At 24.9% G+C, this 26,124-nt stretch carries 23 protein-coding genes and 3 tRNA genes; 13 read left to right on the forward strand and 13 right to left on the reverse strand.

Annotated elements, in window-relative coordinates; all coding sequences use genetic code 11:
* Positions 1 to 34: 34 nt before the first annotated feature.
* From rpoD to rpsU, 3 genes are all read right to left on the reverse strand, one after another.
* On the reverse strand, positions 35 to 1,873 hold the full coding sequence (gene rpoD / locus D9V71_RS00275) for an RNA polymerase sigma factor RpoD (RefSeq protein ID WP_158340404.1): 1,839 nt from the start codon (positions 1,871 to 1,873) through the stop codon (positions 35 to 37).
* 164 nt (positions 1,874 to 2,037) lie between these two features.
* Entirely contained in the window at positions 2,038 to 3,771 is a 1,734-nt protein-coding gene (gene dnaG / locus D9V71_RS00280; protein WP_158340405.1) for a DNA primase, read from the reverse strand.
* An 80-nt stretch (positions 3,772 to 3,851) separates the two neighbouring features.
* Positions 3,852 to 4,067: a 30S ribosomal protein S21 gene (gene rpsU, locus D9V71_RS00285; protein WP_009874014.1), complete on the reverse strand. Its 216-nt coding sequence runs from the start codon at positions 4,065 to 4,067 to the stop codon at positions 3,852 to 3,854.
* A 227-nt stretch (positions 4,068 to 4,294) separates the two neighbouring features.
* Between rpsU and tsaD the strand changes: the two genes are divergently transcribed.
* Entirely contained in the window at positions 4,295 to 5,305 is a 1,011-nt protein-coding gene (tsaD, locus tag D9V71_RS00290; protein ID WP_158340406.1) for a tRNA (adenosine(37)-N6)-threonylcarbamoyltransferase complex transferase subunit TsaD, read from the forward strand.
* Here the strand turns inward: tsaD and ribB are convergent.
* Together ribB and rfaE1 are read right to left on the reverse strand one after the other, a co-directional pair.
* Entirely contained in the window at positions 5,283 to 5,930 is a 648-nt protein-coding gene (ribB, locus tag D9V71_RS00295; protein ID WP_158340407.1) for a 3,4-dihydroxy-2-butanone-4-phosphate synthase, read from the reverse strand. The genes tsaD and ribB overlap by 23 nt on opposite strands.
* 292 nt (positions 5,931 to 6,222) lie before the next feature.
* Positions 6,223 to 7,170 (reverse strand): D-glycero-beta-D-manno-heptose-7-phosphate kinase, encoded by a 948-nt coding sequence (rfaE1, locus tag D9V71_RS00300; protein WP_158340408.1) that lies wholly within the window; start codon positions 7,168 to 7,170, stop codon positions 6,223 to 6,225.
* 218 nt (positions 7,171 to 7,388) lie between these two features.
* On the opposite strand from rfaE1, the gene D9V71_RS00305 reads away from it, so the two are divergent.
* A complete protein-coding gene (locus tag D9V71_RS00305; RefSeq protein ID WP_158340409.1) occupies positions 7,389 to 8,648 on the forward strand; it encodes a tRNA CCA-pyrophosphorylase in 1,260 nt (419 codons plus the stop codon).
* Between the two features lie 14 nt (positions 8,649 to 8,662).
* On the opposite strand, the gene D9V71_RS00310 is transcribed toward D9V71_RS00305, so the two are convergent.
* From D9V71_RS00310 to cysK, 5 genes are all read right to left on the reverse strand, one after another.
* A complete protein-coding gene (locus D9V71_RS00310; protein ID WP_158340410.1) occupies positions 8,663 to 9,460 on the reverse strand; it encodes an undecaprenyl-diphosphate phosphatase in 798 nt (265 codons plus the stop codon).
* Positions 9,461 to 9,542: 82 nt separating this feature from the next.
* The gene (crr, locus tag D9V71_RS00315) at positions 9,543 to 10,046 is read right to left on the reverse strand and encodes a PTS glucose transporter subunit IIA (protein WP_158340411.1); all 504 of its coding nucleotides are present in this window, start codon (positions 10,044 to 10,046) and stop codon (positions 9,543 to 9,545) included.
* A gap of 49 nt (positions 10,047 to 10,095) precedes the next feature.
* Entirely contained in the window at positions 10,096 to 11,811 is a 1,716-nt protein-coding gene (gene ptsI, locus D9V71_RS00320) for a phosphoenolpyruvate-protein phosphotransferase PtsI (RefSeq protein WP_158340412.1), read from the reverse strand.
* Between the two features lie 159 nt (positions 11,812 to 11,970).
* Complete coding sequence (locus D9V71_RS00325) at positions 11,971 to 12,228, reverse strand: HPr family phosphocarrier protein (RefSeq protein WP_158340413.1); 258 nt, start codon at positions 12,226 to 12,228, stop codon at positions 11,971 to 11,973.
* Between the two features lie 159 nt (positions 12,229 to 12,387).
* Positions 12,388 to 13,335: a cysteine synthase A gene (gene cysK / locus D9V71_RS00330; protein WP_158340414.1), complete on the reverse strand. Its 948-nt coding sequence runs from the start codon at positions 13,333 to 13,335 to the stop codon at positions 12,388 to 12,390.
* A 242-nt stretch (positions 13,336 to 13,577) separates the two neighbouring features.
* Between cysK and ligA the strand changes: the two genes are divergently transcribed.
* Entirely contained in the window at positions 13,578 to 15,611 is a 2,034-nt protein-coding gene (ligA, locus tag D9V71_RS00335; RefSeq protein WP_158340415.1) for an NAD-dependent DNA ligase LigA, read from the forward strand.
* A gap of 11 nt (positions 15,612 to 15,622) precedes the next feature.
* On the opposite strand, the gene D9V71_RS00340 is transcribed toward ligA, so the two are convergent.
* A tRNA-Lys gene (locus tag D9V71_RS00340) sits at positions 15,623 to 15,695 on the reverse strand.
* Between the two features lie 23 nt (positions 15,696 to 15,718).
* Positions 15,719 to 15,794: transfer RNA gene (locus tag D9V71_RS00345), tRNA-Val, on the reverse strand.
* Between the two features lie 201 nt (positions 15,795 to 15,995).
* Here D9V71_RS00345 and gltX point away from each other — a divergent pair.
* Entirely contained in the window at positions 15,996 to 17,399 is a 1,404-nt protein-coding gene (gene gltX / locus D9V71_RS00350; RefSeq protein WP_158340416.1) for a glutamate--tRNA ligase, read from the forward strand.
* A gap of 190 nt (positions 17,400 to 17,589) precedes the next feature.
* A tRNA-Ala gene (locus tag D9V71_RS00355) sits at positions 17,590 to 17,662 on the forward strand.
* 155 nt (positions 17,663 to 17,817) lie between these two features.
* On the opposite strand, the gene fliE is transcribed toward D9V71_RS00355, so the two are convergent.
* The gene (gene fliE, locus D9V71_RS00360) at positions 17,818 to 18,126 is read right to left on the reverse strand and encodes a flagellar hook-basal body complex protein FliE (RefSeq protein ID WP_158340417.1); all 309 of its coding nucleotides are present in this window, start codon (positions 18,124 to 18,126) and stop codon (positions 17,818 to 17,820) included.
* Between the two features lie 240 nt (positions 18,127 to 18,366).
* Here fliE and fliF point away from each other — a divergent pair, with 240 nt between their 5' ends.
* The 8 genes from fliF to D9V71_RS00400 all read left to right on the forward strand — a co-directional run bounded on the left by fliF (position 18,367) and on the right by D9V71_RS00400 (position 26,117).
* Positions 18,367 to 20,034 (forward strand): flagellar basal-body MS-ring/collar protein FliF, encoded by a 1,668-nt coding sequence (gene fliF, locus D9V71_RS00365; protein ID WP_158340418.1) that lies wholly within the window; start codon positions 18,367 to 18,369, stop codon positions 20,032 to 20,034.
* Positions 20,031 to 21,026 carry a flagellar motor switch protein FliG gene (fliG, locus tag D9V71_RS00370; protein ID WP_158340419.1) on the forward strand — a complete coding sequence of 332 codons (996 nt, stop codon included), beginning with the start codon at positions 20,031 to 20,033 and terminating at the stop codon, positions 21,024 to 21,026. Before fliF ends, fliG begins: the two co-directional genes overlap by 4 nt.
* Positions 21,019 to 21,681 (forward strand): flagellar assembly protein FliH, encoded by a 663-nt coding sequence (locus tag D9V71_RS00375; protein ID WP_158340420.1) that lies wholly within the window; start codon positions 21,019 to 21,021, stop codon positions 21,679 to 21,681. The genes fliG and D9V71_RS00375 overlap by 8 nt, the downstream gene beginning before the upstream one ends.
* On the forward strand, positions 21,639 to 23,042 hold the full coding sequence (locus D9V71_RS00380) for a FliI/YscN family ATPase (protein ID WP_158340421.1): 1,404 nt from the start codon (positions 21,639 to 21,641) through the stop codon (positions 23,040 to 23,042). Before D9V71_RS00375 ends, D9V71_RS00380 begins: the two co-directional genes overlap by 43 nt.
* A gap of 29 nt (positions 23,043 to 23,071) precedes the next feature.
* Positions 23,072 to 23,524 (forward strand): flagellar export protein FliJ, encoded by a 453-nt coding sequence (locus tag D9V71_RS00385; protein ID WP_158340422.1) that lies wholly within the window; start codon positions 23,072 to 23,074, stop codon positions 23,522 to 23,524.
* Entirely contained in the window at positions 23,524 to 24,657 is a 1,134-nt protein-coding gene (locus D9V71_RS00390; protein ID WP_158340423.1) for a flagellar hook-length control protein FliK, read from the forward strand. The genes D9V71_RS00385 and D9V71_RS00390 overlap by 1 nt, the downstream gene beginning before the upstream one ends.
* Before the next feature lie 100 nt (positions 24,658 to 24,757).
* Complete coding sequence (locus D9V71_RS00395) at positions 24,758 to 25,723, forward strand: FliM/FliN family flagellar motor switch protein (protein ID WP_244278913.1); 966 nt, start codon at positions 24,758 to 24,760, stop codon at positions 25,721 to 25,723.
* Entirely contained in the window at positions 25,716 to 26,117 is a 402-nt protein-coding gene (locus D9V71_RS00400; RefSeq protein WP_158340424.1) for a FliM/FliN family flagellar motor switch protein, read from the forward strand. The genes D9V71_RS00395 and D9V71_RS00400 overlap by 8 nt, the downstream gene beginning before the upstream one ends.
* Positions 26,118 to 26,124: the final 7 nt, after the last annotated feature.

A 26,124-nucleotide genomic window follows, 5' to 3' on the forward strand; every position in this document is an offset into this window, starting at 1 on the left:
ACAGAAGCTTTATTTTATATTTAACTCTTCTATTTTAATCGTCTAAAAAACTACGCAATACTTCTGATCTGCTTGGATGACGTAGTTTTCGAAGCGCTTTTGCTTCTATTTGACGTATTCTTTCACGAGTAACATCAAATTGTTTACCAACTTCTTCTAGAGTATGATCAGTATTCATATCTATTCCAAATCGCATACGTAATACTTTTGCTTCACGAGCTGTGAGACCTGATAAGACATCATGAGTAGCTGAACGTAAACTTTCAGATGTAGCAGAATCTAATGGTAATTCTAAAGTAGTATCTTCAATAAAATCACCTAGATGTGAATCATCATCATCTCCAATAGGTGTTTCCATAGAGATAGGTTCTTTAGCTATTTTTAAGACCTTTCTAATTTTATCTTCAGGAATAAGCATTTTTTCAGACAATTCTTCTGGAGTTGGTTCCCGACCTATTTCTTGTAACATTTGTCTAGAAATACGATTAAGTTTATTAATGGTTTCAATCATGTGTACTGGAATACGAATAGTACGGGCTTGATCAGCAATAGATCGTGTAATTGCTTGTCGAATCCACCAAGTTGCATAAGTTGAAAACTTATAACCGCGACGATATTCAAACTTATCTACAGCTTTCATTAGACCAATATTTCCTTCTTGAATTAAATCTAGAAATTGTAGTCCTCTATTTGTATATTTTTTTGCAATAGAAATAACTAATCTTAAATTAGCTTCTACCATTTCTTTTTTTGCTCGTCTAGCTTTTGATTCTCCAATAGACATTCTTTTGTTAATATCTTTTACCTGTTCAATAGTCAAACCAGTTTCTTCTTCTATTTTAATTAATTTTTCTACACTAATAAAAACAGCTTCTTTAACTTTTTTTAAGTTTTCAGACCATGGTTGATTTGTATTTTGTTCTTTTATAAACCAAAGATTGTTAATTTTTTTTACTGGAAAAATTTTAATAAAATTTTTTTTTGGCATTTTACATGTTTCAACACATAATTTTATAATAATTCTTTCTTGTGTTCGTACTCTTTCCATCATATGTCTCATATTATTGACCAAATGATCAAATTGTTTGGGAACTAATCGAAATTGTTTAAAAACTTCTGAAAGATTATAAATTTCTAATAATGCGTCTTTATGTGTTCTATTTTTATTTTTAATTGTGTTATTTGTATTATTATATTGTATACGTAATTCAGAAAATTTTTCATTAGCTAATTCTGGATCAATACTATGATCGTCTTCATGATCGTTTTGATTGTCTTCTTCGTCTTCTTCATTGTTTTGATCTTCATCTAGAAGTTCGGAACCTATATGAATTGCTGCAGGAGAAAAAATTTCGTCTGCATTTGGATCAACAAAACCTGTTATTATATCTGATAATCGTATCTGACCAGTTTTAACTCGATCGTATTGTTCAAGAAGATACGTGATTGCTTCTGGATATTCTGATACTGAGCATTGCACTTGATTAATGCCTTCTTCAATACGTTTAGCTATATCAATTTCTCCTTCTCGTGTAAGTAATTCTACAGTACCCATTTCTCTCATGTACATTCGAACGGGATCAGTAGTTCGTCCTAATTCAGACTCTACACTAGATAGCACTTGTGTTGCTGCTTCAACTGTATCTTCGTCTGTATCTGTATTAATTTCATTTAATATTAAATCATCAGCATCAGGTGCTTCTTCAACTACTGGAATGCCCATATCATTAATCATCTGAATGATATCATCGATTTGTTCAGAATCAATAATATCTTCTGGTAAATGATCATTAACTTCAGAATAGGTTAAATACCCTTGCTCCTTACCATGTGTAACAAGTAGCTTAAGTTGCGACTGTGGGTTTTGATCCATAATACGGTATCCAGATTCTATTAATTTAATGAATATTAATTGACTAATTTGTCAATAATGAATAATAAAATTATCTTAAATTTTTCAATAGGTTAAAAAAGTATTTTCAATTTTTAAAATATTAATATGTTTAATTGCTATTAAATCTTTTAAAGAAATTAATGCTATTTTTTTGATAAGGCTTTATTAATAGACCAGATTTCTTTTTTTTCGTCCATTTTTAATCCATTTGTTCTTTCTTTTGCAATAAGATATTCTTGTCTTTTTTCAAGAATTTTATCATATATGTTCATTAGTAAATCTAAAAACATGTTTTGAATTTCTTCTTGAATTATCATATGATCCCATCTTGCTAAAATTTTTAAAATATTAATTATTTTAGTGTTTCTATATAATTCCAATAGTTGACCTGTATTAATATTAGGATTATCAAGACATGTCTGTAATATTTCCAAAAAAATAGGTAATCCTTTTATTTTTAAATTTTTAAATTTTGTTGTCGAAGGAGCTATTTTTGCTAAACTAGGATTTTGTATAAGTAGTCCTATCAGAGTACGCATTGGAGTACGCTTGATTTGAAATTGTAGTTTTTTAGTGTTTTTTATTTCTTTTTCATATAAAAATTTTTCGAATTGATTATCATCTAAAATTCCTATCATTCTAGCTAATATTTGACGTAAATAAATTCTTATCGTATCACTGGAAATGGTATTTATTAAAGGTAAAGCACGTGTGCTTAGATAAAATTTATCATCATTAGATGATAAATTAATATTTTTCAATATGTTTTTAAAAAAAAATTTTGACATAGTAATTGCATTTTTTATTCGCATTTGAAATTTTTCTCTACCTTCTTTTCGAATAATTGAATCAGGATCTTCATTATCAGGTAATAAGAGAAATTTCAAGGTTTTTTTATCTGATATGTATGGCAACGATTTTTTTAAAGTTTGCCAAGCGGCATTTTTTCCTGCATCATCACCATCATAGCAGTATATGATCATATCTGTATTTTGAAAAAGAAGCTGAATATGTTCACTTGTTGTTGAAGTTCCTAAGGTAGAAACAACATAATTAATATTATATTGTGTTAATGTTATAACATCAATATATCCTTCAACAACCAATAAATATATGGGTTTTAAACATTTTTTTTTAACTTGATACAATCCATAAATTTGTTTTTTTTTATGAAAAATATCTGTTTCAGGTGAATTAAGATATTTTGGTAAAATATTATTTAATGAGCGACCTCCGAAACCAATAATTCTGCCATGATAATCTTGTATAGGAAATATTATACGTCCTTGAAATCGATCGTATGTATATCCCTTTTTACTAACAGAAATTATATTGTGAATTAATAATTCTTGTTCAAGTTCTTTATTTATTTTTAGTTTTTTATAAAAGCTGTTCCAGCTTAAACTAGAAAAGCCAATCAAAAAACAATCAATCATATTTTTATTAATACCTCTTTTAGCTAAATATTGATTAGCTAAATCAGTAAAATTTATATTTTTTTTATATAATTTACATATTTTTTCCATTAATAAATATAGCTTTTGTTTTTTAAAATAAAGATTATTTGACGTTATATTTTCAAATGGTATTGTAATACCATGCATTGTAGCTAGTTCTTCAATCGTTTCTATAAAACTTAAATTTTCATACTGTATTAAAAAGTCAATGGCATTACCATGTGCATTACATCCAAAACAATAGTAAAATTGTTTTTCATAACTAACAGTAAAAGATGGAGTTTTATCGTTATGAAAAGGACAGTTAGTTTGATAATTTTTACCATTTTTTTTTAATGTTAGACGTGTATTAATTAATTCTATAATATTAGTTCGAAATAGTAGTTCAGTGATAAAATATTTAGGTATTTTCCCAGACATGTAATTTTACAATTATATAATTTATTTCCGTTCTTAAAAAAAGAACGGCTTTTTTTATTTATTTTTTTACTAAAATATATTTAGTACATACGAATACGTCTTGCGTTTTCTCGTGTAAGTTTTTTTGCAAGACGTTTAACAGCTGAAGCTTTTGCTCGCTTACGTTCAGTAGTTGGTTTTTCATAAAATTCTCTTCGACGAATTTCAGCTAAAATACCAGCTTTTTCACAAGATCGTTTAAAACGACGGAGTGCTACATCAAATGGTTCATTTTCACGTACTTTTATTATTGGCATTCAAAATTTACCTCAATTATCTACTTTTATAAAATAAAATATTATCAAAATATATTTAAAACAATAGATCCTATATCAATGAGTATCATATTGTAAAGTGTCATTTTTTATGTTTAATATAGTTTCAATAAAATTTTTCGAAATTATGTCATTTAGAATAACATTAATTGAAAATTGATGTGAAATGTATTTCTTCTTATAAAACTTTAACATATAGGCGTAAATTTATGAGAGTATTAGGTATTGAAACTTCTTGCGATGATACAGGTATAGCGATTTATGATAGTAAAAAAGGATTGTTAATCAATGAAGTGTATAATCAAAGAAATTTACATAATATGTATGGAGGTGTTGTTCCAGAATTAGCATCTCGAGAACATATGACGGCAATGATTTTTTTATTAAAAAAAATATTTAAAAATAAAAGTATTGCTGAATGTATTGATATAATTGCTTATACTGCTGGTCCTGGTTTAGTCGGTTCATTATTAGTGGGTGCCACATTTGCATGTTCATTAGGATTATCTTTGAATAAACCAGTCCTTCCGGTTCATCATATGGAAGCACATTTATTATCACCAATGTTAAATTTTAAATCAATTAAGTTTCCATTTATTGCATTACTGGTATCTGGGAAACACACACAAATTATTGGTGCTTATAAATTTGGTAAATATGAAATACTTGGAAATTGTTTAGATGATGCAGCTGGTGAAGCATTTGATAAGACAGCAAAATTATTAGGATTAAAATATCCAGGTGGTGCTGAGTTATCTAAATTAGCATGTAACGGAATTGAAGATTATTGCTATTTTCCTAGACCTATGATACATCATCCTAGTTTAAATTTTAGTTTTTCAGGTTTAAAGACTTTTGCAGCTCAAAAAATTAATAAATGCAATCAAAGTATACAAGAAAAAGCTAATATTGCAAGAGCTTTTGAAAATGCAGTAATTGACGTATTATTAATCAAAACTAAAAAAGCATTAAAAAAACAAAAATGGAAACGTTTAGTTATAGCAGGTGGTGTTAGTGCGAACCATAATTTACGTGAAAAATCTAAAAAAATGGTTAAAAAATATTTTAATGGAACAGTTTTTTATTCTAGTCCAGAATTTTGTACAGATAATGGTGCTATGATTGCATATCTTGGTTTTTTACGTCACAAAGAAGCAAAAAAGCCTCAATTAGAAATATTAGTAAAACCAAAATGGTCTATAAACGATTTGTTTTTTTAATGTAAAAGATTAAATCTTTTATAGTTAATACTTGCATTTTTTTATTTTTAGAAAATTCTATTACTTCAGGTGTACGAGCCATAGTTCCATCTTTGTTTGTTAATTCACAAATGACTCCAGCTGGTTTAAATCCTGCTAGAGAAACGATTTCGATAGCAGCTTCTGTATGTCCTGCTCTTGATAAAATCCCACCTTTATGGGCTCTTAAAGGGAACACGTGTCCTGGTCTGTTTAAATCACTGGGTTTAGCATTATCAGCAATAGCAGTTTTTATAGTAGTCAGTCTATCTCTGGCTGATACACCAGTAGAAATTCCTTTAGAAGCTTCTATTGTCACTGTAAACCCAGTACGATATGCACTAGTATTTTTTTTAACCATCATAGGCAAATTAAGCTGTTTTCGTTTTGATTCAGTTATACAAAGACATACTATTCCGCTACCATATCGAATGGTTAAAGCCATTTGTTCTATTGTCATATTTTCGGATGCGAAAACGAGATCTCCTTCGTTCTCACGTTTTTCATCATCTAATATAATAATTCCTTGACCAGATTGTAATGCAAGTATTGCTTTTTGAATTCGTTCTATAGGTGTTCCAAATTTAGACAAGAGTGTTTGGTTCATTATAAAAATCTTAGTAGAGTTGAATGATTCTTAAAAAAAGTTTTACGCATATTAAATTTAATTAATTTTTTATCTTCATATTTTAAATTTTTTATAATAGAAGTATTAATAATTAATCTATCATATATTGAATTAAATTTAAGAGCAACGTAGATTTATTTTTAAGTGATATTTAAAATTTTTTTATATATTATTACTCAATAGAGTATTTTATTTATATGTGACTAAATATTTCATAAGTTTTCTAAAATAAGTTTTATAAAGAATTATAAAAATAAATAATCAGTATTTTTTATTGGTTATTTAAAACATAATTTAATTCATTAATAGTTAATGTTTCAGTACCAATTTTTTGTATTACTATGCTAGCTGCAATATTAGCATAAAAACATGCTTCCTCTAAAGAATATCCTGTTGCTAAAGATGCTGCAATTGTAGCAATTACAGTATCTCCTGCTCCGGTTACATCAGAAGCTATTTTAGATATAGCAGGAAAATGTATTGGTTTTTTTTGTGTTTGAAATAAAGTCATCCCTTGCTTAGAACGAGTAACTAACAGTGCTGATAAATTTAGTTCAGATAATAATTTTATCCCTTTTTGAAAAATTTCATTTTCTCTATGACATTTTCCAACTATTTTTTCAAATTCAGAAAGATTTGGTGTTAATAAACTAGCACCAGAGTATTTTTTAAAATCGACTCCTTTAGGATCTATTAATATAGGGATAGACATTTTTTTTGCAAAACTAATAATTTTTTTTATATTTACTAGAGTGCCTTTTGCATAATCTGATAGTACTAAAATTTTAAATTGTGATATTGAATCAATAATTTTTTGATCTAGCATGCTATTTTTTTTAGAAATATATTTTTCTTGAAAATCTACTCGAATTAATTGTTTTTTTTCTGATACAACTCTAATTTTAGTAATAGTTTTATTTTTTTTTATAGAAATTAAATCACAATTAATTCGTACATGGTCCATAAGTTTTCTCAATATTAATCCTTCATTATCCATACCAATAAAACCAATTATTTTAGAATAACCTCCAATCTCTGCAATATTTTTAGCTACATTTGCAGCACCTCCAGGTTGTTCTTTGACTTTATGGATTGGTACGATTGGTGTTGATTGTTCGGATAGCATATGATGGTTTTTACTGTACCAATAACAATCTAGTATGAGATCTCCCACGACTAGAACAAATGAATTATTGAAATTAATTAATTTTTTTTTCATAATATCATCGCTATAAGTTTAAATAATCTAATAAATATTAAACATTTAACATTTTTTAAAATAAATATAAAAAACTATAAAGTTGATAAGATATTTTTTATATATTATATAAAACATTATTACAAGATTTAATTTTTTAAAATAATAAATAATTATATAAAGAATTCTATTTTTCTATTATAGAATAGAATTTTGTTTTTTAATATGAGAAAATTATTATGAAAATATATTTAGTAGGAGGAGCTGTGCGCGACTCTTTGCTCAATTTACCTGTCAAAGATAAGGACTGGGTGGTAGTAGGTGGAACAGAAAAAATATTATTAGAAAGAAATTTTCAACAAGTTGGTAAAGACTTTCCAGTTTTTTTGCATCCAGAAACACATGAAGAATATGCTTTAGCAAGAAAAGAAAGAAAATCTGGAAAAGGATATACTGGTTTTGATACTGATTGCAATTCTAATGTAACTTTAGAAGAAGATTTAGTAAGACGAGATTTAACAATTAACGCTATTGCTCAAGATCAATATGGTAATTATATTGATCCTTTTCATGGTAAAAGAGATATTAAATATCGTTTAATAAGACATGTTTCAGAATCTTTTACAGAAGATCCATTACGTGTTTTACGTGTAGCAAGATTTGCTGCTGCTTTAATGCATTTAGGATTCAAAATTGCAAAAGAAACTATGTTGTTAATGTGTATTATAGTAAAAAAAAAGGAGTTGTCATATTTAACTTCAAATAGAATATGGAATGAAACCGAAAAAGCTTTTAAAACTTCTAATCCTCATGTATATTTCCAAGTTTTATATGCTTGTAATGCACTTAATTTTTTTTTTCCAGAAATGTACTTTTTATATGAAAAGAAATTTTTTTTGAACTGTGCTCTTTTCAATAAATTATACAATAAAAATATAATATTAATGGGGTTAGCTAAAATATCACTTTATAATAAAGATGTCGATATTCGTTTTTCTTATTTGTGTCAATTTTTATCAGTCAACCAAACAGATAAAAATTATTCAAAGATATTTTTTGATTCGTATTCGGCTTCTATTGTTAATAATTTATGTAAGCGATTTAATATTCCATCTCATATTAGGGATATAGCAGTTTTGAATACTGGTTTTTATTTTTTTTTGAGTACTATTCATCATCAATCATCTAAAAATATTGTAAATCTATTTTCAAAAGTTGATGCTTGGAGAAAACCAGAACGTGTTAAAAAAATAGCATTTTTGAGTAATTTTAATTTTTTAAGTCCATATAAATCTGAACTTTTTTATATAAAATCTGGTTGTTTTTTAAAAGAGTGTTTTAATGTTGTTAGAAGTGTTTCTATTAAATTAATTTTAAAAAAAGGTTTTAAGGGTTATGCAATAAAGGATGAATTAACGCGTTTAAGAATTAAAAAATTAGAATTATGGCGTTTAAAGAAATTGAATATTGTCCCTATCTATAAAAATATGTTCTTTTAATCAAAAAATTCAAATTAATTAATGAAATAAATTAATCCAGCTATTATAAAACGATATATTCCAAAAAATATCAGCGATGTTTTATTGATTATTTTTAATAATTTTTTAATACATATTAGAGAAACGATAAAAGATATTATAAATCCAGTAAAAAATACTGGAATATCTGAAATTTTAATATTACTAATATTATTAATAACATCCAAAAAAGATGCTCCCATTATTAATGGGATTGATATTATAAAAGAGAATTCTATCGAAACTGATCTTTTAATGCCTAACAGTATTCCGGTTGCTATAGTTGCTCCAGATCTTGAAAAACCAGGATATAAACAAAAAATTTGAAAAAGACCGATTATTGTAGATTGAAATAAAGTAATTTCATTAATACTATATGTTGTATATTTTTTTGGTTTAAATATTTCAGAGATTAATAAAAAGAAACCACCTAATATTAATGAATACATGATATTATGTGTATTAAATAATGATTTAATTTCTTTATAAAATATAAGTCCAAAAAATATTGTAGGTAAAATAGAAATAAGGACATGTATAGTTTTTGTCTTTTTATTTTTAACACTTATATTAAATCTTATTATCTTTAAGATCTTTTTATGAAAAAAAAATAATATTGATAATGCAGAACCAAATGCAATAAACGTTTCTAATATTTTTGTATTATTATTTTCTATATTTAACCAATGAGAAGCTATAATCATATGTCCTGTAGAAGAAATAGGAAGAAATTCTGTTATCCCTTCTATTACTCCAATAATAATAGAAGCGATAATTTGATGTAAATCAAGCATTATTTTTCCGTTAAAGTTATTTGATATTAATAGTATATAATTAAAACGGTACTAAATAACAGCACCGTTTTTATATTATGAATCAATGATATAAAGTGATAATAACTGTCTTTCCAGCAATAATAGTCCCAGATGATTTTTTTATTTTTTTGAAATTTTCCATATTAGATATTACGACAGGTGTTAAAATAGACTGCGCTTTTTCTGTGAGAAAATCTAAATCAAATGTGATAATTTCGTCTCCTATTTTTACTTTTTGATTGTCTTTTGCTTTTTTTTTAAAACCTTCTCCTTTTAACTTTACTGTATCAATTCCAAAATGTACGAATAATTCAACATTATCTTCCGAAATAATTGAAAAAGCATGCATAGTTTCAAATATTTTTCCAATTTTTCCGTTTACTGGTGCAAGAATTTGATTTCCTGATGGTTTAATGGCTATTCCATCTCCTACAATTTTTTTAGAAAAAACATCATCTGGTACATCTTCAATTTTTATTATATCACCTGATAAAGGTGCAATAATTTCTATTTTTTTGGAAAAATTAGTTTTTTTACTGTTGAAAAAATCAGAAAAGAAACTCATTTTTTTCTCCTAAGTACTTTTATTTTATCTTTTAATATATTCTTGCATCTTAATTATTTATAAAATTTTCTACTAAATGAAGTACTTCTTTAGTAGTAGGCAATTTCAATGCTTTTTGCGCTAATTTTTGAGCATCAGAAAAAGACGTTTTACGAATAATTTCTTTAACTTTAGGAATGCTTGTTGAACTCATGCTGAACTCATCTAATCCCATGCCTAATAAAAGAACAGTGGCACGTTCATCTCCTGCCAGCTCTCCGCACATGCCAGTCCATTTTCCGTTTGAATGTGAAACATCGATAACTTGTTTAATTAATTTTAAAACAGATGGGTTCATAGGATTATAAAGGTGTGAAATTAAATCATTTCCTCTATCAACAGCTAAAGTGTATTGTGTTAAATCATTAGTTCCAATACTAAAAAAATCTACTTCTTTTATTAAATGTTCAGCTATTATCGCTGATGCTGGGGTTTCGATCATGATACCAATTTTAATATTTTCGTCAAACGCTATGCTATTATTGTTTAATTGAATTTGAAGTTTTTTAATTTCGGATTTTAAAAATCTAATTTCTTCTACAGATATTATCATAGGAAATAAAATGCATATTTTACCAAATGCAGAAGCTCTAAGAATAGCGTTTAATTGTGTGTGCAATATTTCTTTGCGATCCATCGAAATACGTATAGCACGCCATCCGAGAAATGGATTCTCTTCTTTTGGTAAATTCATATAAGGAAGATCTTTATCTCCACCGATATCCATTGTTCTAATGATGACAGATTTATTTTGCATTAATTCTGCAATTTGTTTATATGCTTGAAATTGTTCATTTTCAGTAGGCAAAGAATTTCTACTCATAAATAAAAATTCAGTTCTATATAGACCAATACATTCAGCACCATTTTTTTTTGCAGAATCAATATCTTTAAGACTTCCAATATTAGAACCAATTTTAATATTATGTCCATCAATAGTTGTAGCATGTAAACTTTTTAAAACTATTAATTTATTTTTTTGTGAAATATACTTCTTTTTTATTTCTTTTTTTTGATGGATTAATTGATTAGATGGATTTATAAAAATTTGATTATTAATAGAATCTAAAACAATATAATCATTATTTTTTGCTACTGTTGTAATGTTTCCAGTTCCTACGATTGCAGGAATTTCTAATGACCTTGCCATAATTGAGGTGTGTGATGTTTTGCCTCCTAAATCAGTAATAAATCCTAAAATATATTTTAGATTTATTTGTGCTGTTTCCGAAGGAGTTAAGTCTTTTGCAATTAAAATCACTTCGCTATTTATATTATTCAAATCAACAATATTAAGGTTTAGTATATTTTTTAATAAGCGGTTTCCAATATCTCTTACATCTATCGCTCTATTTTTTAAATATTCATCTTTCAGTTCTTCTAGAGCTTTTGCTTGTCCTTCAATGATTAATTCAGTAGCTGCTGCAGCAGATATATTTTTTTCTTTTATCAAAGTAGTTACTTCTTTTTCTAATTCTTCATCTTCAAGGAGCATGATATGACCTTCAAAGATACTTTCTTTTTTTTCTCCAAATTTTTCTCTTGTTTTTATTTTTATTTCTGTTAGTTGTTGTATTGATTTTTTTCTGCCTTCAAAAAATCTTTTTATTTCTTTTTTAATATTTTTAATAGTAATTATTTTCCGGTTAATAACAATTTCTTCTTCTTTTAATAAAAGAGCTGTTCCAAAAGCTATACCCGGTGATGCTAAAATGCCTGAAATCATAACATTACCTTTAATAATAAAGTTTATCTATTTAGAGATGGAAATATGACGTGTCAGGCGAATATATTTTTTATAAAATAATCAGAAGTTATTTTATTTATGTCACTTCCAGTATTCAGTATTTTTAGGAAAATTAAAAATTGCTTCGTTAATAGTAATTTATTCTAATTCTGTCATTATTACAGATAAATGCTCAATTGCTTGTTGTTCATCTTCTCCTTCAGCGGATAGTGTAATCACACTTCCTCGTATTAAACCTAGTGTTTGAATTTTAAATAAACTTTTTGCATTGACTGATTTGCCATTATAAATAATAGAAATTTCAGAAGTAAATTTTTTTGCCTCTTTTACAAATTGAGCTGCAGGACGAGTGTGTAAACCATGCGGAGCAGTTATTTCGACTTGATTTTGAAACATTTTTTTTTCCTTAATGAAAGTGTATTAATATAATATTTTAATAAATTTTTGAAAGATTATTTTATTATTTGTTTTGAATTATTAGAATACAAGCTCTGTAATAAAAACAAGATTTTTTAGAGTTTTTTTATTGCGGAAATTGTATTTTAATGGGTTTCTCTATAGATTAGAAAATAATTCTGTACTTAAATAACGTTCCCCCGAAGAAGGTAAAATAACAACTATTGTCTTATCTAAAAATTTTTTTTGTTTTTGTATTTTGATTGCTGCATATAGTGCGGCACCAGAAGAAATTCCTGCTAGTATCCCTTCCCTTTTCATTAGTTTTTGAGCCATAAGTATTGCTTTTTCGCTAGAAACAGTAATTACTTGATCAATTAACGTTAAGTCTAAATTTTTAGGAATAAATCCAGGCCCAATGCCTTGAATTTTATGTGGTCCAGGTTTTATTTCTTTTCCTGCTAAAAATTGTGTAATTACAGCTGATTCAGAAGGTTCAACAGCTATACTAATAAAATTTTTTTTTCTTTTTGTGTTTTTTATGTATTTCGTAATGCCAGTAATAGTTCCTCCTGTTCCTACAGCAGAAATTAATACATCTAAATTACCATTAGTATCATTCCAAATTTCTGGACCAGTAGTTGTTTCATGAATTTCGGGATTAGCTGGATTTTCAAACTGTTTCAATAAAAAATATTTACTTGAATTGCATGATACAATATCATTAGCTTTAGAAATAGCTCCCTTCATTCCATATTTTCCATCTGTTAATATTAATTTTGCGCCTAAAGCTTGCAATAGTTTTCTTCTTTCAATAGACATTGTATCAGGCATAGTTAAAGTTAATCGATAATTTCTGGAAGCAGCAACATAAGCTAATGCTATTCCTGTATTACCACTAGTTGCTTCTATTAATTCTATATTTTTATTTATTTTTTTATTTTTTTCTGCACTCCATATCATATTAGCACCAATCCTGCATTTAACACTAAAACTTGGATTTCTAGATTCTATTTTTACCAAAATATTTCCATATCCAATTTTTTTTAAACGAACTAGGGGTGTATTACCAATAGTTAAAGAATTATCTTCATATGTTTTACTCATTTTTCCTCTTTTTTTAAAAGTTTTTCCTGTATTATAAAATTTGAATAATATTCAATAGAATATTATTTAAGTATTTTTATATTATACTTATTTTTAACAATTATTAAAAAATTCTATTGTTAATATTATAAATAAAAATTATATAATAAAAAATGTTTTAAAATATTAATATTATTCATTTATAAAATTTGATTAAGTTTAAAATTTATCTTTTTTATAATAATTATATATGTAATAAATTTATGACATCAATTAAAAATAAAATCGACAAATTACGAAAAAACATCTTAAAATATCAATACTTTTATCATACATTAGATCAATCAATTGTTTCTGATGCAGAATATGATTATTTGTTACATCAATTGTATAATTTAGAATCAAAAAATAAAGAACTTATTACTTTAGATTCACCGACGCAAAAAGTAGGAGCAAATTTATCAAATAAATTTAAAAAAATAAAACATTTTTCTCCTATGTTATCGTTAGAAAATACATTTGATATTAATGGATATTTAACTTTTGAAAAAAGAATTAAAAAATTAATTAATATTGAGAGAACAATGTCTCTTTGTTGCGAATTGAAAATAGATGGAATAGCTATTAGCATAATTTATGAAGAAGGGATTCTTGTTCGGGCAGCAACTCGAGGTGATGGTTTTAAAGGAGAGAATGTTACTGCTAATGTTCGAATGATAGAATCAATTCCATTAAAATTAGAAGGAACTGATATACCTAAGAGGTTAGAAATTCGAGGTGAAGTATTTATGTTAAAATCTGATTTTATAAAATTAAATCAAAAATATAACATGAATCAAAATAAAAGTTTTTCTAATCCTCGAAATGCAGCAGCAGGTTCATTGCGTCATATTAATCCTAAAATAACAGCTAAAAGAAAATTAAGATTTTCATGTTATGGATGTTATTTTTTTGCAGAAGATAATCAAGAGTTGACGACTCATTATAAACGATTGATGAAATGTTTGTCTTGGGGACTACCTGTCAATAAAGAGATTGTACTTTCTTCAAGTTACATAGAAGTCATAGAATTTTATAAAAAATTTGAAAAAAAGAGAAAATCTCTTGAATTTGATATAGATGGAATTGTGATTAAAGTAAATTCAATAGAATTACAAAATAAATTAGGTTTTAATACAAAATCACCAAGATGGGCTATAGCATTTAAATTTTTTTCTGCGGAAAGAATTACGACATTAAATGATGTTAAATTTCAAGTTGGTAGAACAGGATCGATTACACCTGTAGCTTATTTTGATCCTGTTTATATATCTGGAGTTATGATCAGCAAGGCTTCATTACATAATAAGAGTGAAATAGAAAGACTAAATTTACATGTTAATGATTCTGTAATAATTTGTCGTTCTGGCGATGTTATCCCAAAATTATTAAGTGTTATACAAATTACACGTTGTAATAATGCAAAAAAAATTATTTTCCCTAAATTTTGTCCAGTATGTAATACAAAATTACTAGAAAATGCTGAAGAAAAAATAATTCGCTGTCATGCTGGACTAACATGTGATGCTCAGAAAAAAAAATCATTGTATCATTTTTTTTCAAAAAAATCTTTATATGTAATTGGTTTAGGTCCAAAAATTATTAACGAATTGATACAAAAAGGATTGGTTAAAAATCCAATAGATTTTTTTTATCTTAAAAATTTTGATTTAACTAAATTGCAGAATGTAGGAAATAAGAAAAGTATAAATATTATTAATTCTATTCATGAATGTAAAAAAACTACTTTTAAACGTTTTATTTATGCTTTAGGAATACCTGGTGTAGGAGAGACTGTTTCTGAAAAAATAGCGAATTATTTTACAAAATTAGATGAATTAATGAATGCTGATATTTTAAAATTAAATTATATAGAGGGAGTGGGAAAAATTATTTCGAATAATATATTTAACTATTTTTCTATAATTTCAAATCGTGATATGGTTAATGAATTAATCATAAAAGTAGGAATTTTTTGGAAAGATCAAGATCAATATGAATTTGATATGAAAAAAACATATTTTTTTCATAAAAAAATTGTTTTAACAGGAGTTTTTAATTCTTTTTCAAGAATGGAACTAAAAAGAATTTTAATAAATTTAGGTGCAAAAATTCTAAATAATATTTCTCAAAAAACAGATTGTTTAATTTATGGTAAAAATTTCGGGTCTAAATTTTTTAAAGCTAAAAATTTAAATATTAAAATGATTAATGAAGAAGAGTTAAAATCTTTGATTCTATTAAATAGTACTAAATAGTACTAATTTTTTGGGTCGTGCAGGATTTGAACCTGCGACCAATTGATTAAAAGTCAACTGCTCTACCAACTGAGCTAACGACCCTTTAAAAATTCTTTAATAATTTTTGGTGGGTGATGACGGACTTGAACCGCCGACTTCCTCCGTGTAAAGGAGGAGCTCTACCAACTGAGCTAATCACCCTTTTATAAATCTATATATATATTGTAAAGCCAGAAGAAATAGAGTCAATCTTTTTTTAAAAAATAACATTTGTTTGTTGAAAATTTAATCATATTGATTAAATTATAATCTTTTTTTAAAAAAACTCAGTAATACTAATATTAAAATAATATTTATATAATTTATTAATAATTTCTAAATTAATATTTTCTTAAGGAATGCATGAAAGTAAAAACTCGTTTTGCACCCAGTCCTACTGGAAATTTACATATTGGTAGTATTCGTACTGCTTTATATTCTTGGTTATTTGCAAGACATCATGGTGGAAAATTTGTACTTCGTATAGAAGATACTGATCTTTCACGTTCTAAAGCAATTTCTATTAACTCTATTATCAATGGATTAAAATGGTTGGGATTAAATTGGGACGAAGGTCCTTATTTTCAAACTAAACGATTAAATAGATATAAAGAAGTTATTAACGTTCTTCTAGAAAAAAGAGATGCATATATTTGTATTTGTTCGTCTCAAGAATTAGAAGAAATACGAATAAATCAAATTAAAAAAGGTGATAAACCACGTTATCCTGGCACTTGTAGAAATTTACAAATTGAAAATAGATTAAATCAAAATTATGTAATACGTTTTAAAAACCCTCTTTTTGGTAGGGTAGCATTTCAAGATAAAATTAGAGGGGAAATTATTTTCGATAATGCAGAATTAGATGATCTAATTATTCAACGTAGTAATGGAATGCCTACTTATAATTTTTGTGTTGTTATAGATGATTTAGATATGAAAATCACTCATGTTATTCGTGGAGAAGATCATATTAATAATACACCTCGTCAAATTAATATCTTAAATTCTTTAGGAGGTAAAATACCTATTTATGCACATTTATCAATGATTTTAGATGAAGAAGGCCATAAAATTTCTAAAAGAAAAAATGCTATAAATATCATCGACTATCATAAAAATGGTTTTTTACCAGAAGCACTATTAAATTACATAATACGATTAGGTTGGTCTTGTGGTGATAAAGAAATATTTAATATATCAGAAATGAAAGAATTATTTAATTTAAAATTTATCAGTAAGTCGCCTAGTACGATTAACATGAAGAAACTTTTATGGTTAAATAAACATTATATTAACAATTTATCATTAAATCATATCTCTAATCTTCTTAAAGATTACATGAAAAACCAAAATATTAATATAAAAAATGGTCCTGATTTAGAATCTGTAGTAAAAATATTAAGAAGTCGTTTTAATACTTTAAAAGAAATAACAGAATCTTGTCGATATTTTTATGAAGAATTTGATGTTTTTAATAAAATAGCAGTAGAGAAACATTTCACAATAAAAAGTGTTCATATTTTAGAAGAATTTTATGAAAGAATGAAAAAATTATCTGTTTGGGATAATTATAATATATTAACAATGATTAACGATATATCTAAAGATGTTAAAGTAACAAAAAAAGACGTTAATATGGTATTACGTATTTCTATGACAGGAAATATGTATTCACCTAGCATAAGCTCTATAATTGATTTAATCGGCCGAGAAAGAGTTTTATCAAGGATTAAAAAAGCAATTAATTATATTAAGAATTTATAGATAATAGTGTTTTTTAGAACTATTTTTATTTTAGTAAATATAAGAATTATTTATAAAAAATTTGACACATATAATTTTTAGTCAGATCATGTTTAGGTTTTATAAAAAATATGTTTTTGAATATTTATTTTAATATAATTTATAAAAAATAAATTGACAGGATTCATGTGTTTTTATATTGTAATATTTTGGGGCTATAGCTCATTTGGTAGAGCGCTTGCATGGCATGCAAGATGTGAGCGGTTCGATTCCGCTTAGCTCCATTAAAATTAATGTTATAAATCTAAATTTTTATAAAAATATAAAATTTTTATAAAAATTATAGAAGAATTCTTTTATTTTTTAAAAATTACTTCAAGATTTTTTTGATACTGTGCTAAATTTTTTTCAGCACAGCAAACTTTATAAGTTTTATAAGTTAGATTTGTTGACTCATTATTTCTTGATAAGCTGAAACAATTTTATTTCTTATTTGGATTGCCATTTGTATAGAAATAGAAGATTTTTCTAGATTTATCATTACGTCGTTTAGAGATATTCCTGGTTGATTTAATATAAATTTTTCAGAATCAATTTTTGCGCGATTTTGAGTTTGGCTTATTTCTTCTAATGCTACTTTTATATAGTCTATAAACTTGTCATTTCCTTTTTTTTGCGTTTTTGTATTTGTATCTAACAAATTGATTTTTGTATTAATATTCTGATGATTGATATTATCAATAAACATAATCTTCCTCATTATAAATGGTTTTTATATTTTTTTTTAGATTTTTAAAATACTATCATATCTTTATAAAGATAAAAATAATATCATGTTATAAAAGATAAAAATATTAATAAAAATATTAATATTATATTTTAATTAAACAATAAATTTAATAGGAAATTTTTTTATTTCATACTAATTAGTGAGATTTTTAAATTCTCACTGAATTATAGCTAGGACTAATTTAGATAGGAAGATTTCATGAATTTCAGCACTATAGAAGATTCAGTTTTAAAAGAGAAAAAAAAATTTAATAATTTTTTACCTCATTTTTTAAAAAATTCTCGTGTTTTAATTATTTTACTAACAGCTGCAGTTATTACTGCCGTTTCTGTTTCAATATGGATTAAATCTCCTGAGTATCAAGTTTTATATAATCATTTGTCTAATGAAGATGGTGGAGCTATTATTAATGAATTAAATCAAATGAAAATTCCCTATCAATTTTCTGATTCATCAAGTCAAATATCAGTTCCAAAAGATAAAGTCTATGAAATTCGTTTACGTTTGGCAGAAAATAATCTTCCTAGAGGTGGTGGTGTTGGGTTTGAACTATTAGATAAAGAAAAATTTGGAGTAAGTCAATTTAATGAGCAAATAAATTATCAGCGTGCTTTAGAAGGAGAATTAGCTCGAACTATACAAAGGATTCATTCTGTAAAAAGTGCTCGAATACATATAGCATTTCCTAAATCATCATTATTTCTACAACAAGATAAAAATAAATCATCAGCTTCTGTAGTGTTAGAACTTCAGCCAGGACGAACATTAGATACAGGACAAATTAATGCAATATTACATTTAGTATCAAGTAGTATATCTAATCTTTTAGTAGAAAATATTACTATTGTAGATCAATTTGGAAAATTATTAAATCAGAACTCTTTAGAATATGATCAAGTTAATGATTTACAATTTAAGTATTCTGAAGATATTGAAACTCGTTATAAAAATAGAATAAAAGATATTTTAGAACCATTAGTAGGAATTGGTAATATTTATGCGGAAGTGACTGCACAGATAGATTTTAATGCACAAGAAAAAACACAGGAAAAATATTCACCGAATACTAACCGTAAAAACCAATCAATAAGATCTCATCAAATAAGTATTCATGATGAAATAGAGAAGAAATCTATCAAATCAGATATACCGAATGCTTTATCTAATAATGATATTTATTTTAATAAGAAAAATCGTAATGAAGATATCAAACAATCAAATTCTATAAAAAATACTCAAAATTTAAAAAATAATGATACGCCTATTAACAGTAACATTAATCGTGATAATACTATAAATTATGAATTAAATCATAGTGTATCACACACTAAAATGAATATAGGAGAAGTTAAAAGATTATCAGCAGCAGTGATAGTTAATTTTACTAAAGACAAGAATGGAAAATTAGTTCCTTTAACTGTAGAAAAAACAAGAAATATTGAAAAATTAATACGAGAAGCTATAGGATACTCTAAATCTCGAGGAGATACTATTCATCTTGTAAACGCATCATTTGCTAAATATAATGAAAAAAAGCCAGTTCAAATACATCATTTAAACACATTTGAATTATCTGATTTTTTGTTTGCCATTGCACCATGGTTTTTTTGTTCTTTATTTCTTTTCTTTTTATTAAAAAAATATATTTGTCCTTTTTCAAAAAACAATACTTTTGAAAATACATTAGTTATGCAAGATAAAAAACATGTAGAAACACATAATATTTTAGAGAAAAATGTTACGCAAGTAGATATTAAAAAAAACGTAAATATAGATAAATTAATCCATCAAATTTCTAATATATCTAATCAGAATCCACGTACTATAGCGTTGATTATTCGTCAATGGATGAGTGATAAAATATGATCTTAAATGGTACTGAAAAAAGTGCATTGTTATTAATAGCAATAGGGTCTGATCAAGCAGGAGAAATATTAAAACATTTAACTCCTTTTGAAGTGCAAGAACTAATTAATGCTATGGTGAATATTAAAAGAGTGTCTACTAAAAAATTAAATGAAATACTCTTAGAGTGTTATGATCTCGCAATAAAAAACAATGCTTTTAATTGTAATAACAGTGATGAATATCTTATTGACATGTTAACTAAAGCATTAGGAGAAAAACAAGGAAATTCTTTAGTAAAAGAAGCATTAGAAATTCGTAATGCTAAAATATGTATTAAAGCACTGAATTATATGAAAGCTGAACAAGTAGCCTTTTTATTAGATAATGAACATCCGCAAATTGTTACGACAATACTTGTATATTTAAATAAAAATCAATCAGCCCAAGTTCTTTCCTTTCTTAGTAATAAAAAACGAGCTGAAATTATATTAAGAATTATAGATTTTCGTGGTATCGAAGAATCTTGTTTAGTTGAATTAACTAAAGTTATTAATAATTTATTGCTAAATAAAAAATTAATTTTATCAGAGAAAGGAGGCATGAAAACTGCTGCTCAAATTTTAAATTCGATGAAAATGAAAGATGAAAAAGAAACAATAAAAAAAATTAGTATAGTTAATGAAAAATTAGCAAGTAGAATTGTTGAAGAAATGTTTTTGTTTGAAAATTTAGTGGATATAGATGATGAATATATTAAGTTATTAATTAAAAATATAGAAGAAGAAAAGTTGTATATTGCACTTCAAAAAACCAATTCTACTATTAGGGAAAAGTTTTTTAAAAATATGTCTGATATAGAATCTAATAAACTGTCTTTAAGTCTAGAAAAAAAATCTTATATTTCTGATGTTTCTATAAAAAATGAACAAAAATTAATTTTAATAATGATTAAAAGTATTATTGAAAATGGAAAAGTTTCATTGAAAAATTTAAGAGAGTATTATGCCTAATTCGATCTTAGAAAAAAAATGGACACGATGGTATCCAAAAAAAATATTTTTAAAAAATATAAAAAAAAATAAAAAAATTTTATTACACTCTGATGAATTTAAAAAAGAAGATTTTTTGATAGAGTCAAACAATCAAAAAAATTTTATTGCAGATAAGAAAGAAGTTGAAATAAATTTAAAAAAAACTAAAGCATATGAAATAGGTTTTAAAAAAGGATTTCTACAAGCTCAAGAAGAAAATATTTTATTAAAAAATAAATTAAATAGTTTATTTTTAGATTTTGAAAATGCTCTTTCCATTTTTGAAAATGCATTATGTTCTCAATTACTAAAAACAGTTTTAAAAATTGCATCTTATGTAATTGGTAAAAATATCGACATTGATAAATCAGTTTTAATAAATAGCATAAAAAAAATTATCAATAAAGACGGTATTTTTTTAAAAAAACCACAACTTATAATTCATCCTAACAACAAAAAATTAATAGAAAACACTTTTAAAGATTTTTTAAATACTTATAAATGGATATTAATTTGCGATGATAGTCTGGACTTAAATGGTTGTAAAATTAAATCAGAAAGTGTTGATATAGATGCTACAATAGATGCCAGATGGCAGGAATTATGTCGTCTTATTTATTCAGAGGAATATTAATGAATTTAAGATTTGCTCAATTTTTAAAAACGTTTTCTTCTTTTGAAGATAGAATTGAGAAGCTTTCTGATGCTATTAATTATGGTCGTCTTGTTAGTATTAATGGATTAGTTTTAGAAGTTGTAGGATTAAAAATGCCTATTGGTTCAGAATGTTTTATTGAAAGAAAAATAGACGGTAAAAATACAAATATTAGTGCTGAAGTAATAGGTTTTTCAGGAGAAAAAACTCTTCTATTATCTTGCGAAGAAGTTAATGGAGCCTTTCCTGGTGCTCGTGTTTTTGCACAATTAGGAAATGATGCAGACTGTATTATAAAAAAAATGCCATTAAGTGCAGAATTATTAGGAAGGGTATTAGATGGTCGAGGTCAACCATTAGATCGACTACCTAAAATCGATCGTAAATATTATACTACGATTAAAAATTATACTATTAATCCATTAAATAGAACTCCAATTACTCAAGTGTTAGATACCGGAATACGTGCTATCAATGGACTATTAACTATTGGAAGAGGTCAAAAAATAGGTATTTTTTCTAGTTCTGGTTTAGGTAAAAGTATTTTACTTGGTATGATGGCACGATATACACAAGCTGATGTTATTATTATTGCTTTAATTGGAGAACGAGGTCGAGAAGTAAAAGATTTTATAGAAAACATATTAGGAGTTGAAGGATTATCGCGATCCGTAGTTATTGCTGCGCCTGCAGACGTATCTCCTTTATTAAAAATACAAGCAGCATCTTATGCTACTAATATTGCAGAATATTTTTATAGAAGCAATAAACACGTATTGTTAATCATGGATTCTTTAACTCGTTATGCTATGGCACAACGAGAAATTGCATTATCTTTAGGAGAATTACCTATTTCTAAAGGTTATCCATCTTCTATATTTTCAATAATTCCAAATTTATTAGAGCGTACAGGAAGAGTCAATAAAAATAAAGCTTCAATTACTTCATTTTATACCGTTTTAACTGAAGGTGAAGATGAACAAGATCCAGTCTCACATCTTGCTCGTTCTATCTTAGATGGACATATTATATTATCTCGTTATTATGCTGATTTAGGTCATTATCCTGCAATTGATATTGAATCTTCTATCAGTCGTGTTATGCCTAGTATTGTTAATTCCAAACAGCATTATCAAGCTTTTTATTTCAAAAAATTAGTTTCTTCTTATCAAAGAAATAGAGATTTAATAAATATAGGTGCTTATATTTCTGGCACTGATTTAATCTTAGATCATGCTATTAAAATTTGGCCACAATTAGAAAAATTTTTACAACAAAAAATATCAGAAAAAAGTGATTATGTTTTTTCTTGTCAAGAATTAAATAAAATATTTCTTTGATCTCTAAATATACTGGATGTCTTGTACTAATGAAATATAAAAAGTTTTTATTTTCTTTGTTAGAAGAAATAGAAAAAAAGAAAATTGAAAAAGAAACAATTAATATTAAAAATCTTAATTTAAAAAACAAACAGAATAACGAACAATTAAAACTTTTGATTAATTATCAAAAAGAATATTTAAATAAAATGCATAAAAAAATGATATCGGGAATTGGTATATATGAGTGGCAGAACTACAATGATTTCATTTCTATATTACAAAAAATTATCAAAGAAAATATGAATAGCATTAAAAAAAATGAAAAAATAGTTGAAGAAAGTTTAAAATCATGGTCCAAAAATCAAATTAAACTGAAAGTTTGGAAGCATTTAAATACAATAAATAAAAAAAAAATATTAAAGATAAAAAAACTACGAGAAGAAATGATTAATGAAACTTTTTTTCAATTAAATTTTTTTAAAAAAGGATGTTTATTATAATGTTAGAAATTATTTGCAATATAGCATCACAGAAAAATACTCCTTTTAAAAAAAGTGATAATTTTTTTGATATTATTTATGAATCAGATTTATCAAAATCGATTTTCAATCAATTAAATAAATTTTTGCTAACTAAAGAAATGGAATTTGACAATGTTTTGACAGAAGAAAAAAAAGATGATGATAATAAAAGTATTATATGTGCTAATTTTATAATTAATAATTTATTAAATATTTTAATTAAAAAAGATATAGTTATTGATTCTAAAAATTTTAATAATATTAAAGATGATGAAATACAAAAAAAAAAAATAGACAAAGATGAAAATAGTTTATTGAATACTATTCATTTTTTAAAAAATATAAAAAACTTTAAAACAAAAAAAAACAAAGAAATATTTAAAATATTAAAAAAAGAAACATTATTAAATAAACTTATAAAGAATGAAAATGAATTTAAGCAAACTAATGAATTAAATAATATAAGCATAACAAATAATTTTTATTTAAAGAAAATAAACAATCAAATTTCTAATATTGATAAAACTAAAGTAAAACTCAGAAAAGATGAAAAAAAAATAATTTTTCCATTGAATATAAAAAAAAATAAAGATATCTCATCTTTATACAAAAACTTTAATACAATTGATAATATGATTGATAAAAGAAATTTATTCAAAATTTTTCACAAACAAGAACCTATGAAATTACATATTGAACCATTGATTTTGAATGATACAAAAAATTCTATTGAATGGAAAAAATTAATTAGTCAAAAAATACTTTTATCAATTTTTAATAAATATAATCAAGCAGAAATACATTTAAAGCCAGAATATTTAGGATCTATACATATTATAATTAGCATGAAAAATAATGCTGTCATATTAAAATTTATCTCTAAATATAATGAAGTAAGAAAATTTTTAGATAGTTATATGCCTTTTTTACGTAATTCATTAACGAAAAATGGAATTAAATTAGAAGAATTTAATATTTATAGTTCTTTAAAAAATAAAAAACTAAAAATTTATAAAAATATAGATTATATCAATAATTTTAAAAAAATATTTAATATACATGAAAAAAATTTAAATTCAACAAAATATACACCAATTGATGTATTAGTTTGACAAAAAATATGGAATATTTATTTTAAAAAAAATAATCATGCTGTTCGATATAAAAAATCGAATGTTTCACTTATATTTTAATAACTTTTACCTGTGAGGTATGCAAATGGGGAAAAGTAATAATTCACATAATAAACTTAAAAAAATTTATGAAAGAGAAAATCATTTACATAATCCTTTAAAAGGATATGAAATTAAAATATTAGAAGACATTAATAATTGTTTTACGGAAAAATTCATAAAATTTTTTTCTAGCTTTACTCAAAATAGTATGAAATTAACTTTCTGTAATATGAAGATAGGATCTTATGATCCTAATAAAAAAATTATAAAAAATTTGCGATGTCTTAACTTGGTAGAAATATTGCCTTATAAATATCAATCTTTTATAATTTTTTCTGATGATTTTTTGTCTATTATCATAGATATTTTATTCGGAGGTGGAGGTAGCTTTACAGATAAAATTAAAAAAATAACAGATATTACATCTACTGAAACTTTTATTAATAAAAAAATTATTGAATTTATAACAACTTCTTTTTCTAAAATTTATAAAAAATATTTTTTAACAGAAATGAATTTTATTAATAAAAAAACATTTTTTGATTTTAAACAATCTAATTTTAATCCTAATACAGTATTTTTAATTAATTATTTTAATTTTAATGTTAATAATTTAGAAGTTTTTTTCAACATTTTAATTCCAATATCAATACTTAAACATATAAACAAGAAAATAGTTATTTCAAAAAATAATAGTCATAAAAATATATGCATAGAAAAAAATATTGAGAATAAACTTTCTTTGAATGATATATATAATGTTGAATTAAATATTATATCTAAAATAATTGGTATTTCTGTTTCATATAATAAAATTTATAATTTATTGGTAGGAGATGTGTTATTAATCGAAAAACCTGATAAAATTACAGGATTTGTAGAAGATCAAGCTATATTTTTTGGAAGTTATAAAAGATTTAATGAACAATCTATTGTTTTTATAGAAGAGTTTATTAATAATAATTTAGAGTCCAATCAAGATAAGGAACAATCTAGTGAGTAATATAGAGAAAAACTCTAATAATAAAAAATTAATCGATTCTGAAAAAAAAATACTTGAAAGCCAAGAGATTAATAAAAATTTATCATCTGAAAAAAATTTAAATAAAAGTATAACAAATGATTCTCAAAATGAAATAGATAGCAAACACGTTATACTTAATACATTAGTTAGCATTACTATTGAATTAGGAAAATCGAAAATAAAAATTAAAGATTTTCTTGGATTTTCAAAGGGAAGCATGTTAATTTTGGATCAATCAATAAACAAACCATTAAATATTTTTATTAATGGGCATTTATTTGCATCTGGTGAAATTGTAATTTTAGAAAAAAACTATGGTCTTCGAATCACGAAAATAAAAAATTCTTTAAAAACTATCAATGTTTTATCTTAAATCTAAA

Origin of the sequence: Buchnera aphidicola (Macrosiphum euphorbiae), assembly GCF_005237295.1 — a bacterium.
Taxonomy (GTDB): Bacteria; Pseudomonadota; Gammaproteobacteria; order Enterobacterales; family Enterobacteriaceae; genus Buchnera; species Buchnera aphidicola_AP.

Excerpts from the sequence above, each read along its gene's own strand:
- rpoD (WP_158340404.1), bottom strand. The coding sequence starts at position 1,873 with ATGGATCAAAACCCACAGTCGCAACTTAAGCTACTTGTTACACATGGT.
- dnaG (WP_158340405.1), bottom strand. The coding sequence starts at position 3,771 with ATGTCTGGGAAAATACCTAAATATTTTATCACTGAACTACTATTTCGA.
- rpsU (WP_009874014.1), bottom strand. The coding sequence starts at position 4,067 with ATGCCAATAATAAAAGTACGTGAAAATGAACCATTTGATGTAGCACTC.
- tsaD (WP_158340406.1), top strand. The coding sequence starts at position 4,295 with ATGAGAGTATTAGGTATTGAAACTTCTTGCGATGATACAGGTATAGCG.
- ribB (WP_158340407.1), bottom strand. The coding sequence starts at position 5,930 with ATGAACCAAACACTCTTGTCTAAATTTGGAACACCTATAGAACGAATT.
- rfaE1 (WP_158340408.1), bottom strand. The coding sequence starts at position 7,170 with ATGAAAAAAAAATTAATTAATTTCAATAATTCATTTGTTCTAGTCGTG.
- D9V71_RS00305 (WP_158340409.1), top strand. The coding sequence starts at position 7,389 with ATGAAAATATATTTAGTAGGAGGAGCTGTGCGCGACTCTTTGCTCAAT.
- D9V71_RS00310 (WP_158340410.1), bottom strand. The coding sequence starts at position 9,460 with ATGCTTGATTTACATCAAATTATCGCTTCTATTATTATTGGAGTAATA.
- crr (WP_158340411.1), bottom strand. The coding sequence starts at position 10,046 with ATGAGTTTCTTTTCTGATTTTTTCAACAGTAAAAAAACTAATTTTTCC.
- ptsI (WP_158340412.1), bottom strand. The coding sequence starts at position 11,811 with ATGATTTCAGGCATTTTAGCATCACCGGGTATAGCTTTTGGAACAGCT.
- D9V71_RS00325 (WP_158340413.1), bottom strand. The coding sequence starts at position 12,228 with ATGTTTCAAAATCAAGTCGAAATAACTGCTCCGCATGGTTTACACACT.
- cysK (WP_158340414.1), bottom strand. The coding sequence starts at position 13,335 with ATGAGTAAAACATATGAAGATAATTCTTTAACTATTGGTAATACACCC.
- ligA (WP_158340415.1), top strand. The coding sequence starts at position 13,578 with ATGACATCAATTAAAAATAAAATCGACAAATTACGAAAAAACATCTTA.
- gltX (WP_158340416.1), top strand. The coding sequence starts at position 15,996 with ATGAAAGTAAAAACTCGTTTTGCACCCAGTCCTACTGGAAATTTACAT.
- fliE (WP_158340417.1), bottom strand. The coding sequence starts at position 18,126 with ATGTTTATTGATAATATCAATCATCAGAATATTAATACAAAAATCAAT.
- fliF (WP_158340418.1), top strand. The coding sequence starts at position 18,367 with ATGAATTTCAGCACTATAGAAGATTCAGTTTTAAAAGAGAAAAAAAAA.
- fliG (WP_158340419.1), top strand. The coding sequence starts at position 20,031 with ATGATCTTAAATGGTACTGAAAAAAGTGCATTGTTATTAATAGCAATA.
- D9V71_RS00375 (WP_158340420.1), top strand. The coding sequence starts at position 21,019 with ATGCCTAATTCGATCTTAGAAAAAAAATGGACACGATGGTATCCAAAA.
- D9V71_RS00380 (WP_158340421.1), top strand. The coding sequence starts at position 21,639 with ATGGCAGGAATTATGTCGTCTTATTTATTCAGAGGAATATTAATGAAT.
- D9V71_RS00385 (WP_158340422.1), top strand. The coding sequence starts at position 23,072 with ATGAAATATAAAAAGTTTTTATTTTCTTTGTTAGAAGAAATAGAAAAA.
- D9V71_RS00390 (WP_158340423.1), top strand. The coding sequence starts at position 23,524 with ATGTTAGAAATTATTTGCAATATAGCATCACAGAAAAATACTCCTTTT.
- D9V71_RS00395 (WP_244278913.1), top strand. The coding sequence starts at position 24,758 with ATGCAAATGGGGAAAAGTAATAATTCACATAATAAACTTAAAAAAATT.